Here is a 15,634-nt window from a genome sequence, read left to right as displayed (position 1 = left end):
CTCTTGTTTTGTTACTTAATTTATTTGCTAGCGAAATTGACTTCGCAAATATGTTTTGTGCCCCGAAGGGCGACCCTACACATTTGGTTTGTCGAAACTTTGTTCAGTTTTCAAAGGTCTACTGTGTCGAAACAGCTTAATTAATATATCATTTCTAACCAATACTGTCAAGCATTTTTAAATATTTTCTGAATAAATATTCAAAACGATTTAATTAGCTGACGCATTAGTAATCATACTTTATCTCGCTGACAACATAGAATACTATATCAGTTCTCTAGCCGTTCGTCAACTATTAATCTCAACTGTTATTTATGAACTTTCATAATCTAAACAGTCGCTAGTATCCGCAATTTATGCAAATAAATGAACTATTTAACGAGCAACTCACAAAAATGCCATAATATACCGAAAATTTACCAAAATTTCAAAAAAAAACGCTAAAAAATTGGTACACTTTTTTCAATAAAAAAAGCCCGCAAGCAAATGATTTGCTTGCGGGCTTCTCGCGTCTTAGTCGTTATTATTGTGTTCTGGGCGCATTGTTGGGAATAATAAAACATCTCGAATTGATGCAGCATCAGTTAGTAACATCACTAACCGATCAATTCCAATTCCAAGTCCGCCAGTTGGTGGCATCCCATATTCTAACGCTTCAATATAATCTTCATCGATTCCTTCAGCTTCATCGTTTCCATTTTCTCGTTCCTTAGCTTGTGCTTCAAAACGTTGCCGTTGGTCGATTGGGTCGTTTAATTCAGTAAACGCATTGGCATATTCGTTACCGTGCATAAACAATTCCCAACGATCTGTAAAACGATCATCTTCGGCATTTTTCTTAGCCAATGGTGAGATTTCAACTGGATGCCCATAGATAAAGGTTGGTTGCACCAATGTATCTTCCACAAATTCTTCAAAGAATGCATTGATAATGTGCCCCACTTGCCAGTATGGTTCATACTTTACGTGGTGTTGATCAGCTAATTCTTGCGCTGCTTCAACAGTCATTGGTTGCCAGAAGTCGACACCCGTCTTTTCCTTAATCGCATCGACCATGTGGACCCGAGCAAAATCATGATCAAGATCAATTGCCTGACCTTGGTATGAAATTTGACCAGTTCCTAAGACCTTGTGAGCTGCAAACCGGATGATACCTTCTGTTTCATCCATAACATCTTTGTAATCAAAATATGCAGCATAGGTTTCGAGCATTGTGAATTCAGGATTATGTTTCGTATCAATTCCTTCGTTCCGAAATACCCGGCCAATTTCATAAACCCGTTCCATTCCACCAACGATTAATCGTTTTAAATGGAGTTCAAGCGCAATCCGCAAGTACAAATTAATGTCTAGCGCATTATGATGTGTAATAAACGGCCGCGCTGACGCACCACCAGCTTGACCATGCAAGACTGGTGTTTCAACTTCAGTAAAACCGTTGTTATCTAAATATTCACGTACTGCAGAAACAATCTTGCTCCGTTTCGTGAAGCGCTCCAAACTCTCTGGATTTGCAATTAAATCTAAATAACGTTGTCGATAGATTTGTTCCACATTCGTTAAACCATGGAACTTATCTGGTAATGGCCGTAATGCTTTTGATAGGAAAGTTAGGTGCGTTGCCTTAACAGTTAACTCACCCATGTCAGTTTTCATGATTTGACCAGTAATCCCTAGATGGTCACCTAAGTCGGCTTTTTTGAAAATTAAATAGTTCTCTTCACCAACTTCATCTTTACGTACGTAAATTTGGATCTTACCTGAACGGTCACGAATATCAGCAAAGCCGACTTTCCCTTTCCCCCGTTTAGACATCATCCGTCCTGCAATTGTAACTTCAAGATGCTTAGCATCTAGTTCGTCTTTTTCAATTGCTTCATACTCACTGTGTAATTCCGCAGCCATATGTGTTCTGTCAAAACGACTACCAAAAGGATCAATTCCTTCGTCTTTTAACAATTGTAGCTTTTCACGCCGGACCTTTAGTTGGTCGTTCATCTCTCTTTGATTATCTTTTTGTCCCAACTGACAATTCCTCCATACATTCAATTATCTATTAATGTTGATTTTAACACGAAAATACCGCCATAAGAAACCTAATTTGCCATTCTTGCTTCTGTTTCTTCTACAAACCGGTCTAAAATATCACCAACGGCTTGTTCAGTTTCCACTTCGTTAACCGCTGCTTTGGTTTTAGCCGCCCGGGGAATCCCTTTCAAGTAGTAAGCAGCTTGTTGTCTAAATTCACGACAAGCCACGTTTTCACCTTTAAGTTCGACTAACCGATGTAACTGCAATTTAGCCGTTGCAATTTTTTCTCGTGGTGTTGGCTCACCAATCAATTCCCCAGTTCGCAAATATGTTTCCACTTGACTTAAAATCCATGGATTCCCGAGTGCGGCCCGGCCAATCATTACAGCATCAGCCCCCACTTCGTCTAGCATGCGTTTCGCATCTTGGGGCGTCCGGACATCACCGTTACCCATAAATGGAATTGTTAATTCAGATTTGACTTGTTTTAAAATGTTCCAATCAGCTTTACCAGTATACATTTGTTTCCGTGTCCGACCATGCATTGCAAGTGCTGAAGCACCAGCCCGTTCGGCAGCCAGTGCATTTTCGACAGCAAAAATGTGATCTTCGTCCCAGCCGGTCCGCATCTTAACCGTCACCGGTTTTTTCACAGCATCAGTTACGTATGAGACCATTTCATAAACTTTATTCGGATCTAATAACCAACGGGCCCCAGCATCCGTCTTAACGACTTTATTCACTGGACAGCCCAAATTAATATCGATAATATCAGCTTGTGTATGCTGATCCACAAATTTAGCAGCTTCGACTAATGTGTCCTTTGAACCACCAAAGATTTGAATGCTGACCGGATGTTCGTTAGGGTCAACAAACATCATACTCATTGTCTTTTGATTATTATGCATAATCCCGCGATCACTAATCATTTCACAGACTACTAAGCCTGCACCAAACTCCTTTGCAGTTACGCGAAATGCTGCGTTTGTAATACCAGCCATTGGTGCGACGACTACTTGATTTGGAATCGTCACGTCTCCTATTTGCCATGTCATAATGCCAACCCATTCCCTTCGTGTCTTCCGACAATATCCAAATTATCATAGCAAAAAAATAGTAATCAGGCAAAAATTTTTGCCGCCACTATTGTGCAGCTAAGATGGTCTTAAGTTCTGCTTCTGTAAATTGATATTTCTTACCACAGAACCGGCAAACCGCTTCTGCCCCATGATCTTCATCAATCAATTGTTGTAAATCCACAGGGGCGACTGAACTGAGCGCTTTGGCGAAGCGCTCCTTTGAACAGTCACATTCGTATTTAACCGGCATTTTTTCTAACGTCTTCATAGGTAGTTCACCCACGATTTCGGTGATGATTTCTTCTGGGCGCATCCCTTGTTGAAGTAATTCAGAGACAAGGGGCATTTCTTTCAAACGGGCTTCCAAGATATCGATTAAGCGATCATCAGCACCGGGTAGAATTTGAATCATGAACCCCCCAGCAACGCCAATTGAATTATCTTCATTAACGAAAACGGAAACACCAACAGCTGATGGTGTCTGTTCTGATTTAGCAAGGTAGTACGTAAAGTCTTCTCCCAATTCACCTGACACCAATGGGACTTGCCCAGTAAACGGTTCTTTTAAACCAAGATCTTTCGTAACACTTAATGTCCCAGTTGTGCCAACACCACCTTTAACATCGATTTTATTTTGATCATTCAACGGTAAATTGACGTGTGGGTTAGTCACATACCCTTTAACTGTTCCTTGTGCATTGCCGTCAACAACAATTTTGCCAACCGGGCCGTCGCCCTCAACTCTAACCGTCATCTTCGTGTCACCTTTTAAACCAGCAGCACTCAACAAAAGGGTCCCGATAATGGTCCGCCCAAAGGCTGCTGATGAAGTTGACCATGTGTCGTGCTTTTCTTGAGCGTCCGTCACAACATCCGTTGCGTTCACTGCATAAGCACGGAGTTGCCCGTCTTCTGAAATTTGTTTAATCAAATAATCTGTCATCTAAATAACCTCTTTTATGAATTGATGCAAAAAGGTCGACCACTCATCGTGTCGACCTTTTTGGTGTAACAATTTATGCTTCATCGTTTGGATGTTGATTATCATCGTCTGGTGTTGCTTGATCATCTTCAACAGGGGTGATTGTAACATCCTTTTTATCAGTTTCTTTTTCCGAATCTTCTTTTTCGGCTTCTTTTGCTTCAAGGGCCTTCTTCGCTTCTTCAAAAGTAGCTGCTTTTTCACTTGGAAATTCTTCAGCGTTCTTTTCAGGCATCTTGCCATCATTGAATAAGCTCAAAATTTCTTTTTCGTTTAATGTTTCATACTTCAAGAGCATTTCCGCAATTAACTTATGTTGTTCACGATGAGCTTCGATAATTTCGTGTGCTCGTTGATGCGCTTCGTCGATAATCCGGCGAATTTCACTATCAATTGCAGCCGCAGTTGTTTCAGAAAAGGCTGGGCCTTGACCGTAAGCTGCTCCAACGAATGGTTGGCCTTCTTTTTCAAGCGCCACTGTCCCGAGCTTATCAGTCATCCCGTATTGCGTAACCATCCCGCGGGCAATATCCGTTGCTTGTTCGAAATCGTTAGAAGCCCCAGTTGATTGTGAGTTGAAGATAATTTCTTCAGCTGTCCGTCCACCAAGTAAACCAACAATTTGTTCGGTTAATTCTTTCTTGCTCATTAAGAACTGATCATTCTTCGGTAACATAATGGCATATCCGCCAGCACGTCCACGAGGGACAATTGTCACCTTACGAACAACACGAGAATCACTAAGAACTAAACCAATGATAGCATGACCAGCTTCGTGGTAGGCCACGGTTTCTCGTTCTTTTGGATTAATGACACGGTCGCGCTTAGCAGGACCAGCAATTACGCGATCTTCAGCTTCATCAACATCAGAAGCGTCAATATCGGCCTTGCTACGCCGCGCAGCTACTAAGGCAGCTTCGTTCAATAAGTTTTCCAAATCAGCACCAACGAACCCTGGGGTTTGTTGGGCGATTTCTTTCAAATCAACATCAGCAGCTAATGGCTTGTTCTTGGCATGGACTTTCAAGATGGCTTCACGGCCTTTAACATCTGGACGACCAACTAAGATCTTCCGGTCAAAACGACCTGGACGTAAAAGCGCCGGATCTAAGACATCTGAGCGGTTAGTAGCAGCGATGACAATAACGCCTTCGTTACCCGTAAACCCGTCCATTTCAACTAACATTTGGTTCAATGTTTGTTCGCGTTCGTCGTGACCACCGCCCATGCCGGCACCACGTTGGCGACCAACAGCATCAATTTCATCAATAAAGATGATTGAAGGTGCTGCTTTTTTGGCTTGTTCGAATAAATCACGGACCCGGCTTGCACCGACACCGACAAACATTTCAACGAAATCAGAACCAGAGATTGAGAAAAATGGCACACCTGCTTCTCCGGCAACGGCCTTGGCCAATAACGTCTTACCAGTCCCTGGCGGTCCTTCTAAAAGTACCCCCGCTGGAATTCTGGCCCCAAGTGCAGCAAACTTCCGTGGATCCTTTAAGAATTCAACGACTTCGACTAATTCTTGTTTTTCTTCTTCCGCACCAGCGACATCAGAGAAACGGACCTTATTAGCCTTCTTATCGGCTTTTTGGGCTTTAGATTTGCCAAAGTTCATCATTCGCCCACCTTGACCACCACCTTGACCGGCTTGGCCCATCATCATGTAGAATAAACCAAACATGATGATCAGTGGTAATACAAGACTTAAGATACTTACCCACCAACCAGATTGTGGTTCTTGGAGGGTTTCAACCTTGGTTGCTGACTTATCAGCTAACTTAGTCATTTCCCCAACCTGTGAATCACTTTGTAACAAAGTTGTTGTGAAGTGTTTTACTGATCTTGCTTTTGTTTTTTGTCCTAAAAGATTCTTTTTAGGCTGTTCTGTTTTTTGTGCTTTACGATATTCTCCAGAAATTTTATAAATACCATTCGTCGGTTGAATTGAGAATGACTTGACCTTGTTGGTCTTCAATTCACTTAAAAATGTACTTGATTGAACTTCCTTAGACTCTGAACCAGCGTTGCCGTTCATGAAGAACGAGAACACACCGACTAAAGCCACTAAGATAATAATGTAAAACAGACTATTACTAAACAGTCCATTCTTTTTGTTGTTCATACGTGACCTCCTGAAGCTTCTCATCATTTGTGACACAGTGTCCTTTTGACACTGTTAAACTATAACATATCTGACTTTTATTGACCAATTATTTATCTGAATAAATTTCAGGTTTCAAAACACCAATCGTCCCCATATTCCGATATCGTTCGGCATAGTCCAACCCATAACCAACAACAAATTCATTTGGGACTTCCATACCAACATAATCCGAATGAACTGGCACAATTCGCCGGCTTGGTTTGTCCATTAATGTGCAGACTTTAATGGAATTTGCCTGACGTGTTTTAAGAATCGCCATTAGGTAATTCAACGTGCGCCCTGTATCCACAATATCTTCAACAATGATAATGTCGCGGCCTTTGACACTCGTATCTAAATCTTTGATGATTTTAACTTCACCCGACGAGATGGTCTCGGCACCATAACTCGACACATCCATAAAGTCGATTTCAACATGGAGGTCAATTTCGCGAATCAAATCCGTCATGAAGACAATTGCACCCTTTAAGATACCAATTAAGAGCGGGTTTTTACCTTGATAATCCGCTGTAATTTGTTTTCCTAGGCGCTTATTAACCTTTTGGATGTCTTCTCTTGAATATAATACGCGTTCAATATCTTGTTCTAACATTGTGCCAGCCTCCGTAATTTGCTTAATCCTCTAAATAACATAGTATGTATCGTATTTTACCAGTTTGTTCGTGATTAAACAACGCTGAAATCCGTAAATCTGGCCGACCAAGCAATTGATTTGGGGTCCAAATCGCCCATGCGTTTTGGCGTTTTGACTGCGGTGTTTTGGTATCAATCCATAAACGGTGAATGGTTTTATGATGGGTCTTATCAAGCATTATCCGGTCTGTTGCTTGGAGCGCGCTAAGTTGCAGCGGCCAATCCTTTGGTGCTAACCACACAACTTGTTGTCGCTGGACTTGATTGGGCAGATGGTCAATGTCAAAAATGCCAATTTGTTCGCCGTTTTTTAATCGTAACCATTCATTCACCGTTAATGTTCGTGTTTCAACTGAGAAATCGGCTGTTGGTTGGCGACCGATTCGAAAATACCGATACTGTTTTTCAAAAATAACGCCGTTGTTCAATGCTACTTGGCCTTGCGGTTTTTGTGGATTAGCCAACAATTGTTGCACCTGCATTAACTGGGTTAATTTTAACGCTGGCAAAGCCTTAAAATATCTCTGCCACACCAATTGCCAGAGTGCCCTTTGCTGGGGTTGGTTCAATGCATCAAGTTGGTCTAAGCGCCCTTCAATTGCCGTCGAATGTCCTTTGATGGCTAACAATGGAAGCAATGCCGCTGTTAGTTCATCTTGCTGAGCCACCAATTGGATTAAACTTTGACTAAAGCGATTAGCATTTTGAATCAAGTGCGGATTTTCTTGTTTCAAAAGTGGCACCACTGCATGTCGCATCCGATTACGGAGAACAGTTGGTGCCTGATTAGTTTGATCTTCGTAATACCCCAAACCAATTTGATCGGCGTAATCACGCAATTGTTGCTTACTAAAAGGTAATAGTGGACGGATTAACGTCCCCGTTTTAAATGGCCGGACTTGCCGAATCCCCCGCATTTCGTGTAATTCACCGCTACGAACTAATTTCATGAGCAAAGTTTCAAGTTGATCATCCCCATGATGCGCGGTCACTAAGTAATGTGCCACTTCGGTTTGCATGACTTGGTGAAAAAAAGCATAGCGAAAGTGCCGGGCTGCCGATTCAATCCCTGTTTTAGGATGGCTCGCTTGTGCCCAATGTTGAATGTGCAACGGTAGTGCATGCTCTTGGCAAAACCGCCTTAAGTACGCTTCTTCAGCAGTACTTTGTGCCCGTAATTCATGATTAACGTGGGCGACAATGACTTGGGGCCGTAATTTCTTGGGTAGATGGCTCAATAACCATAATAAGACCATCGAATCGACCCCAGTTGATGTTGCAACCACCACCTTATCGCCGGCATGCCAGAATTGCTCCTTTTGCAAGTGTGTTTGAAATGCTTGTTCTAACATCCCGTTTCCTCTCCGATACAGACTTTGAAACGAAATAAAGGTTGTCCCGAAAGTCTATCACTAAACTTTCAAGCCAACCTTTATCAATCTGTTCTATTAACTACGACGACCGCCACGGCCGCCACGTTTACCTTCTGTATTGCGTTTAATCGTTGATAAGCGATCTTCACTATCTTTTAAGAACCCTGATAATAAATCATCAAAGCCTTCTTTTTTAGGTGCGCTTGAATGCTCTGGTTTGCGATATCCACCGCGATTATTATTTGGACGACTTTGAGGGCGCGGATGCTCTTGCACTTTAGGTTGATCAACGGCCTTACGGATTGATAAACCAATCTTACCGTTTTGATCGGACATAACCTTCACCGTCACTTCATCACCAACGGTTAAAACATCATGAATATCTTTGATATAACTATCGGACACTTCACTAATATGGACCAACCCGGTTTTGCCTTCACCTAAATCTACAAAAGCACCAAAATTCGTAATGCCCGTTACTTTACCAGCAACTTTTGAACCAACTTCAACTGCCATATAAAACTACGTCCTCCTAAATGGTCGTTTGAACTCGTCAAACTTTTAATCACTTAAGTGTGATATTTAATAAAATAAGTATAGCACGCTTTGCCTTTGAAACAAGGTTGTATTCTGAATTATTTTTGTTGCTGATTCAAATTAGGCGCCTTGTCTTGGGGCAAACTGAAGATGGTTTCACCGTCTTTAGAATAGTAATACTTATACCGAATGTATTTGGCTAAATAGTCATTATCATGCAGTTGCTTGACTTGAATCTTTAAATCAGATTCAGTGGCTTTAGCCTTTTTTAATGTCTTTTCTTTAGTCGCCGTTGCTTCTTTAATCTTAGCCAATGAATGATGGGTTTGGAAAATCTGCACACCACAAATTAAGACGACTAACACTGCAACAATTCCTAAGGCCCACAAGCGGCGTTTATGCACACGCTTAACGTAGGTCGCCTTATCTTGCGCACTTTTTTGTGCTGTTTGTTGTTGGGTAAATGCATTCTCGATTTTCGCAATTTTTCGACTCACTTAGAAGTACCCCCCATCCTAGAATTTAAGTTCATTATAGCAATTTCACAAAAAGGTCGTCAACTAACATCCTAGATTCTTAACGACTTTTATTAAGCGGCTCAACAAAAGTCAAAAAAACACTAGCCCGTATACATCAGGCTAGTGTTTTTTCACTAATCGAAGTTTTCAGTTTGGTTGGTTGCCAAAATTTCATACATTTCAGCTGCATCGCTTTTTTTGGTGGTTTCAATAATCTGTGTGATACGGACAATCATTGTCTTATTACCAAACCCAATTTCAAGTTTATCGCCCACAATAACGTTACTTGACGATTTTGCTGGGCGATCATTAATCATGATTCGGCCCTTATCCGCAATTTCTTTAGCGACTGAGCGTCGTTTGATGATTCGTGATACTTTCAAAAATTTATCTAAGCGCATTATTTTGTTCTCCTTTTTATTTTTTTCGAAAGGCGTAATAGTTGCCGGCCCCCCGGCATCGTCAACCATTCCCGAATCGAGAACAATTGCCATTGTAGTGCTAACCCGCCAAAAATGAGAACGCCAACGAAAACGCCAATTCCCGTCCCTAAAACGGCATGTCCTCTGGAACTTAGTGATTGTGGTGCTAACGCTAGCGTAACCTTCACCCCCAGCCACATGACTGCACAAATTGCGAGTAATTTACCAGCGAAACGTTGCAAACCAAGGGCTTGGCGCACAACCGCCGGTGACTGCCGTAAGATTAAAACTAACACAACACTAAGGCTGATGACAGTTCCGACACTCGCCCCCACAATTTGATAGTGTTGTACAAGCCACTGATTAATCGCCACTTTAACGATTAACCCGACGATTAAGGCTACCGTTGTTTTATGGAACTGATCAAGACTTTGTAATACCGAATTACAAGCATTAATCAGCGCGATGATTGTAATGCTTAACATATACCAGACCAACGCCCGATTACCATCAGCGTCGCCGAATAAGAAATAATTAATCTGCGGCATCAAAACCATTAAGCCAGTCGTTGCTGCTGCCGACAAGCCTAAGCTAATATGGATCAATGCTTTGGCAACTTGTTGAAATTGATATTGTTGCCCTCGTTGCCGCGCTTGTGACAAACTAGGAATCAGTGTCGACGAAAAGGCAAGTGACACGACTAACCCTAATTGTACAAGGGGCTGTCCACGGTCAAAAATCCCCTTCATATTCTTTGCAAGTTCTTCAGATAACCCGCTGAGCACTAAGCCTTTTTTTACCGTAAAGGAGTCAGCCAACTGTAGTAATACAATCAATGAAGCAAAGAGGCAAATTGAACCACCTTCAATTGCTAAACGTTTCGCTAATTGTTGATACGCCTTAAAATCGATACCGCCACGATGCGGCGTCTTAAGTTGAAAAGCGGTTTCTGCTGGCCGTAATAGCAGATAAGTCGCCACTAAACCGCCAAAGAAGGCGCCAGACATCGCCCATGTTCCCATTTCATACACTGACCAGTGTAATTTCAACGATAACCATGCCGCCACCAAGATAACCACGACTCTTACGAGTTGCTCGGCCACTTGGGAAACAGCCGTCGGTACCATATTGAAAACACCCTGAAAGTAGCCCCGCGTTACCGCCAAAAACGGCATTAATAAAAACATAAACGACACCATTTCAATCAGGGGGGTTAACGCCGGATCGGCCATTGCCCCAGCAATCTTCGGTGCCTGATATTGCAAATAAATGAACAGCGCCGCTCCAAAAATACCTAACAAGGCAAATGATCGCCGCAGTAATTGCGTTTGTTCTTCTGGATTAGCCTGCTCAGCAACTAATTTTGAAATATAAACCGGAAAGCCACTGAGCGCAAACGTCATCCCAATCCCATAGATTGGATAGACTTGTTGATACACGTAAAAGCCGGTATTACCGACCATATTTTGAAATGGAATCCGATAAACGGCACTTAATACCTTTGCGATAAACGACGCGATTGATAAAACGACTGCGCCTTTCATCAGATGTTGCATCTGTTTATTTTGCATGCCTGGCCTCCATTAGCGTGCCTAATCCGTTGATTGTTCAGTGTTTTGATGTTCTATCTTTAAGAGACTTGCAACAAACGTTGCCACTTCACTTAACCAATCTGCCGGTTGCATCTTCGGCTGGATTACGAGCTTCACACTTAATTGTTCTTGTTCAAACCCGACGGTTGCTTTCAAACGGGTTGTCGATAGTGCTTCAAAAATTTGTTCACCGGAGACAAGACGGCTCCCCTTCGTCGATAAAGTGACTTGAATGATGTCTTTAGTTTGTTTAATGGTTTCAATTAACGCGTCATCGGCATTCATCTTCAACTGACCAATGGCTAGTAAGTTAGTCACTTGATCTGGGTAATCACCGAACCGGTCAATTAAGTCGGCTTGGATTTCATCAAAGGCTGCTTCTGAATCCATCTGACGAATGCGCTTATAAATTTCGATTTTTTGCCGTTGGTCATTAATATACTCGTCAGGTAAGTAAGCTTCTAATTTAAGATCAATTTCGGCATTCGTTTTAGCAACGACTTGCTTTCCTTGTTTCCGAGCGACGGCTTCTCCTAACATTTGCGAGTATAGATCAAACCCGACTGAATCGATAAAGCCATGTTGTTGCTTACCTAATAAATTACCAGCACCACGAATCGATAAATCACGCATCGCAATCTTAAATCCGGATCCTAATTCAGTAAAATCCTTAATGGCTTGAAGCCGTTTCTCACTGACTTCTGTTAAAACCTTATCAGGTTGGTACATGAAATAACCGTAAGCAATCCGACTACTACGACCAATCCGTCCGCGTAATTGGTAGAGCTGTGAAAGTCCATAGTGATCAGCATCTTCGACAATTAGCGTATTCACGTTTGGCATATCAACCCCGGTCTCAATAATCGTCGTGGTGACCAAGACATCGTATTTTCCTTGGACAAAGTCGTAGATGACCCCTTCCAGTTGTGCTTCGGTCATTTGACCATGTGCAAACCCCACTGTCGCTTCGGGAACAAGCGCTTGAATCTCATCCACTGTGCGCTCAATGTCACTCACCCGGTTATGGAGATAAAAAACTTGCCCGTTGCGCTCAAGCTCACGTTCAATCGCTTCACGGATTGCCCCCGCATTTTGTTCCATGACATATGTTTGAATTGGGTACCGATTAGTGGGGGGCGTTTCAATCACGGATAAATCACGCACTCCGAGCATCGACATGTGCAACGTCCGTGGAATCGGCGTTGCCGTTAGTGTTAACACGTCAACTTGCGCCTTTAGCTGCTTAAGCCGCTCTTTATGCTTCACACCGAATCGTTGCTCTTCATCAACAATCAGCAAGCCAAGATCTTTGAACTTAATATCTTGTGACAACAAACGATGGGTCCCAACCACAATATCCACTGTGCCCTCTGCTAAACCTTTGAGCGTTGCTGTCACTTCTTTCCGCGTTTTAAACCGTGAAAGTAAGCCGATTTCGACCGCAAAATCCGCAAAGCGCGTCAGCATATTTTCATAGTGCTGTTGGGCCAAAATCGTGGTTGGCACTAAAAAGGCCACTTGTTTGCCGGCTTCAACAGCTTTAAATGCAGCCCGTAAAGCGACTTCCGTTTTCCCAAAGCCAACGTCACCAACTAATAACCGATCCATTGGTCGAACGCGTTCCATATCATGCTTAATTTCAGCGGTACTGCGTAATTGATCGTCTGTTTCAGGATAAGGGAACTGACCTTCAAATTCGGCCTGTAATTGGTCATCTTTGGGGAAAGCGAAACCCTTTTCAGCTTCCCGCTGTGCATAAAGTTCAATTAAATCATCGGCGATATCTTCAATCTTCGCCGAAACCTTGCCCTTGGTTTTTTGCCATTCACTACCACCAAGCTTATTAATCTTGGGCGTTTTGGCCTCAGCTGAGACATACTTTTGTACCATATTGAGTTGCGTAACTGGAATAAACAACTTCCCGTTATCCCGATACAAGATGGTGATGTAGTCTTGGTGAACCCCGTCCACTTCTAGGGTTTCCATGCCAACGTATTCACCAATCCCGTGATTGACGTGGACCACGTAATCACCTGGTTTTAATTCGTTATAACTCTTTAATCGTTCTGCATTGGCCAACGTTTGCCGCCGAACTTTTTTCTTAGGCGCCGTATTGAATAATTCCTTTTCAGTTAGGACCACCAGTTTTAAATCCGGTAGTTCAAACCCATTTTGAAGTGCGCCCTGGATAATTTGCGTCCGTCCCGCCTCTAATTGTGTTTTATTGGCAATGACGGCATCAATTTCAAAGTCGTGGAATGTTTGATCAATCTTCTTCACCCGTTTTGAATCAGAGACGAGTACAACGACCGTTTGCTTTTGCTTTTGCCAATGGGCAATCTCAGTTTTCAAAAGCGGCATTTGGCTGAAAAACTGTTGTACTGTCCGTGCTGGTAAGTTGTTTAGCACATCGAGTTTTAACCTTCCCATCCCTTTTTGGAATAATGATAAGTATAGATGGGCATGGGCGTCTTTTTTGATGAGTGCCTGGGCGTCTAGCATAAGTTGTTGTTCTGGTAATAAGCGGTTGGTTTCTAGCATGTCAGTTTGCCAGTTTGCCGTTTCTTCGGCCAAGATTCGTTGCGTTTCTACAATGCGTGGATAGTCATCAAAAATCACTAAACCGTTCTTTTTAAAGTAGTCAATGAGGCTCGTTTGGTCGGGATACAAATAATCGACAAACAATGCCAAATTCTCAACGCGTTCTCCGGCTAACAACCGTTCAATTGGCGTTTCAAAATTTGTCGCTAATTGTTCTTGTTCAGTTTTATCCGTTATTTTATCCATAACTGCTGCATAGGCTTCTTGTAGTGCTGAGCCAGCCATTTCCAATTGCGCTGTGTTGGCTAGTAAATCAGTGGCTGGCATAATTTGAACACTATCTAGATTCTCAATACTCCGCTGGGTGTCCGCTTCAAAAGACCGAAGTGAATCCACTTCTGTGTCAAAGAGTTCAATTCGAACCGGATTTTCAGCATCTAATGGGAAGATATCAATAATATCTCCCCGCATTGCGAACTCACCTGGTTTACCAACTAACTTATCCCGAAAATAACCCATTTCACCGAGTTGAGCAGCCAGTGCCTGTGGATCAACTTCACTATCAATATTAATTGTGAGTTGACTGTCTTGAAATTGGCGCACTGTCGGTAATAACCGCCGCATACCCGCGACGGATGTCATCACAATACCCTTTTTGCCAGTTGCTAAAAAGCTCAATGTCCGCACGCGTTCCGCTCTAGATTCAGGTGAACTAACCGCCATTTCAGCAGCCATCACTTCTTCAACTGGGAAAGTGTAAATCTGATCACTATTGAGTAAATTACTCAAATCATCAGCAACTTGATTAGCTTGAAACGTATTACTTTCAACAATCAATAAGGGCTGCCGTTGTTGTTTATAAAGTGTCGCCAAAAACAGGGTTTTCGCTGATCCGGAAAGCCCTGTAAGCAGTTGTTTAATTCCTGGTTGTTGATGCGCTAAAACGGATTGCACCTGTTGGGTTTGTCCCAACATCGTCATTAAATCCATGTAAAAATTCCTTTACTTTCTTATTATAATGGAGCGTTGAAACGTGCTTGTTAAAATTGACGCTTGTGTTGAACTTCGTGTTGCCCGCTAATTGAATTTATTCATCGTCTTCATGAAGTCATCATTTTGGCACCAGTCTTCTAACGCTTCACACGCCCGGTCTAGTGCTTGATTGATAATTGGTGCGCTGTCTTTATCAAACGGGGTGAGGACCCAGTTGACCACTGTACTCTTTTGCGGGTGTTGAATCCCCACCTTGACCCGCTTAAATTCCGAACTTTGCACGCTTGCAATGATACTCTTAATCCCATTATGGCCACCGGCAGAACCTTTTTGCCGTAACCGGAGCTTGCCTAGCGTTAAGTCCATATCATCTTGAATAACCACTAATTCCTCTAAATTAACCTGATAATATTTCATCAAGGGCCCGACTGAACGACCGGAATCATTCATAAATGTTAGTGGCTTCACTAAGAAAATCGTTTCACCTTCATATTTAAAGCTCCCGTATTCAGCCTCGAAATCATGCTTATTTAACGTCACATTAAACCGTTCGCATAATCGATCAATTACCATAAACCCAATGTTGTGTTTTGTCTTTGCATACTTACTGCCTGGGTTTCCCAAGCCAACAATCATCTTCATCATTAACGTCCTCTTTTTGACTGGCGTTATCACGCAAAAATTCTGAGCAGTCAATTCTCCCCAGTCGCCAGTTGATATTAAGAACTATTATACCATATTCAATTTATTTCTCACTTTG

At 42.4% G+C, this 15,634-nt stretch carries 12 protein-coding genes; all 12 read right to left on the bottom strand.

All coding sequences use genetic code 11. From position 1 onward, the window contains the following. Positions 1–513 precede the first annotated feature (513 nt). The gene (gene lysS / locus J7Q78_RS07750) at positions 514–1,998 is read right to left on the bottom strand and encodes a lysine--tRNA ligase (RefSeq protein WP_154243202.1); all 1,485 of its coding nucleotides are present in this window, start codon (positions 1,996–1,998) and stop codon (positions 514–516) included. Positions 1,999–2,096: 98 nt separating this feature from the next. Beyond that, entirely contained in the window at positions 2,097–3,086 is a 990-nt protein-coding gene (gene dusB / locus J7Q78_RS07745; RefSeq protein ID WP_154243087.1) for a tRNA dihydrouridine synthase DusB, read from the bottom strand. Between the two features lie 88 nt (positions 3,087–3,174). After that, entirely contained in the window at positions 3,175–4,053 is an 879-nt protein-coding gene (gene hslO, locus J7Q78_RS07740; RefSeq protein WP_208422592.1) for an Hsp33 family molecular chaperone HslO, read from the bottom strand. Between the two features lie 73 nt (positions 4,054–4,126). After that, a complete protein-coding gene (ftsH, locus tag J7Q78_RS07735; protein WP_208422593.1) occupies positions 4,127–6,223 on the bottom strand; it encodes an ATP-dependent zinc metalloprotease FtsH in 2,097 nt (698 codons plus the stop codon). An 88-nt stretch (positions 6,224–6,311) separates the two neighbouring features. After that, positions 6,312–6,857, bottom strand: coding sequence for a hypoxanthine phosphoribosyltransferase (gene hpt / locus J7Q78_RS07730; RefSeq protein WP_154243090.1), 546 nt, complete (start codon positions 6,855–6,857; stop codon positions 6,312–6,314). Positions 6,858–6,879: 22 nt separating this feature from the next. Further along, the gene (gene tilS, locus J7Q78_RS07725) at positions 6,880–8,250 is read right to left on the bottom strand and encodes a tRNA lysidine(34) synthetase TilS (RefSeq protein ID WP_208422594.1); all 1,371 of its coding nucleotides are present in this window, start codon (positions 8,248–8,250) and stop codon (positions 6,880–6,882) included. A gap of 96 nt (positions 8,251–8,346) precedes the next feature. Continuing rightward, entirely contained in the window at positions 8,347–8,787 is a 441-nt protein-coding gene (locus J7Q78_RS07720; protein ID WP_004270775.1) for a S1 domain-containing RNA-binding protein, read from the bottom strand. Positions 8,788–8,906: 119 nt separating this feature from the next. Continuing rightward, a complete protein-coding gene (locus J7Q78_RS07715; RefSeq protein WP_208422595.1) occupies positions 8,907–9,305 on the bottom strand; it encodes an FtsB family cell division protein in 399 nt (132 codons plus the stop codon). A 155-nt stretch (positions 9,306–9,460) separates the two neighbouring features. Next, complete coding sequence (locus J7Q78_RS07710) at positions 9,461–9,727, bottom strand: RNA-binding S4 domain-containing protein (protein WP_154243094.1); 267 nt, start codon at positions 9,725–9,727, stop codon at positions 9,461–9,463. Beyond that, positions 9,727–11,319, bottom strand: coding sequence for a putative polysaccharide biosynthesis protein (locus J7Q78_RS07705; RefSeq protein ID WP_208422596.1), 1,593 nt, complete (start codon positions 11,317–11,319; stop codon positions 9,727–9,729). The genes J7Q78_RS07710 and J7Q78_RS07705 overlap by 1 nt, the downstream gene beginning before the upstream one ends. A 21-nt stretch (positions 11,320–11,340) precedes the next feature. After that, positions 11,341–14,871 carry a transcription-repair coupling factor gene (gene mfd / locus J7Q78_RS07700; RefSeq protein WP_208422597.1) on the bottom strand — a complete coding sequence of 1,177 codons (3,531 nt, stop codon included), beginning with the start codon at positions 14,869–14,871 and terminating at the stop codon, positions 11,341–11,343. Positions 14,872–14,958: 87 nt separating this feature from the next. Continuing rightward, positions 14,959–15,516, bottom strand: a complete 558-nt coding sequence (pth, locus tag J7Q78_RS07695; RefSeq protein WP_208422667.1) for an aminoacyl-tRNA hydrolase — start codon at positions 15,514–15,516, stop codon at positions 14,959–14,961. Positions 15,517–15,634: the final 118 nt, after the last annotated feature.

Origin of the sequence: Latilactobacillus fragifolii (assembly GCF_905332535.1) — a bacterium.
Classification (GTDB): Bacteria; Bacillota; Bacilli; order Lactobacillales; family Lactobacillaceae; genus Latilactobacillus; species Latilactobacillus fragifolii.
This window is presented reverse-complemented; position numbering and strand designations above follow the sequence as displayed.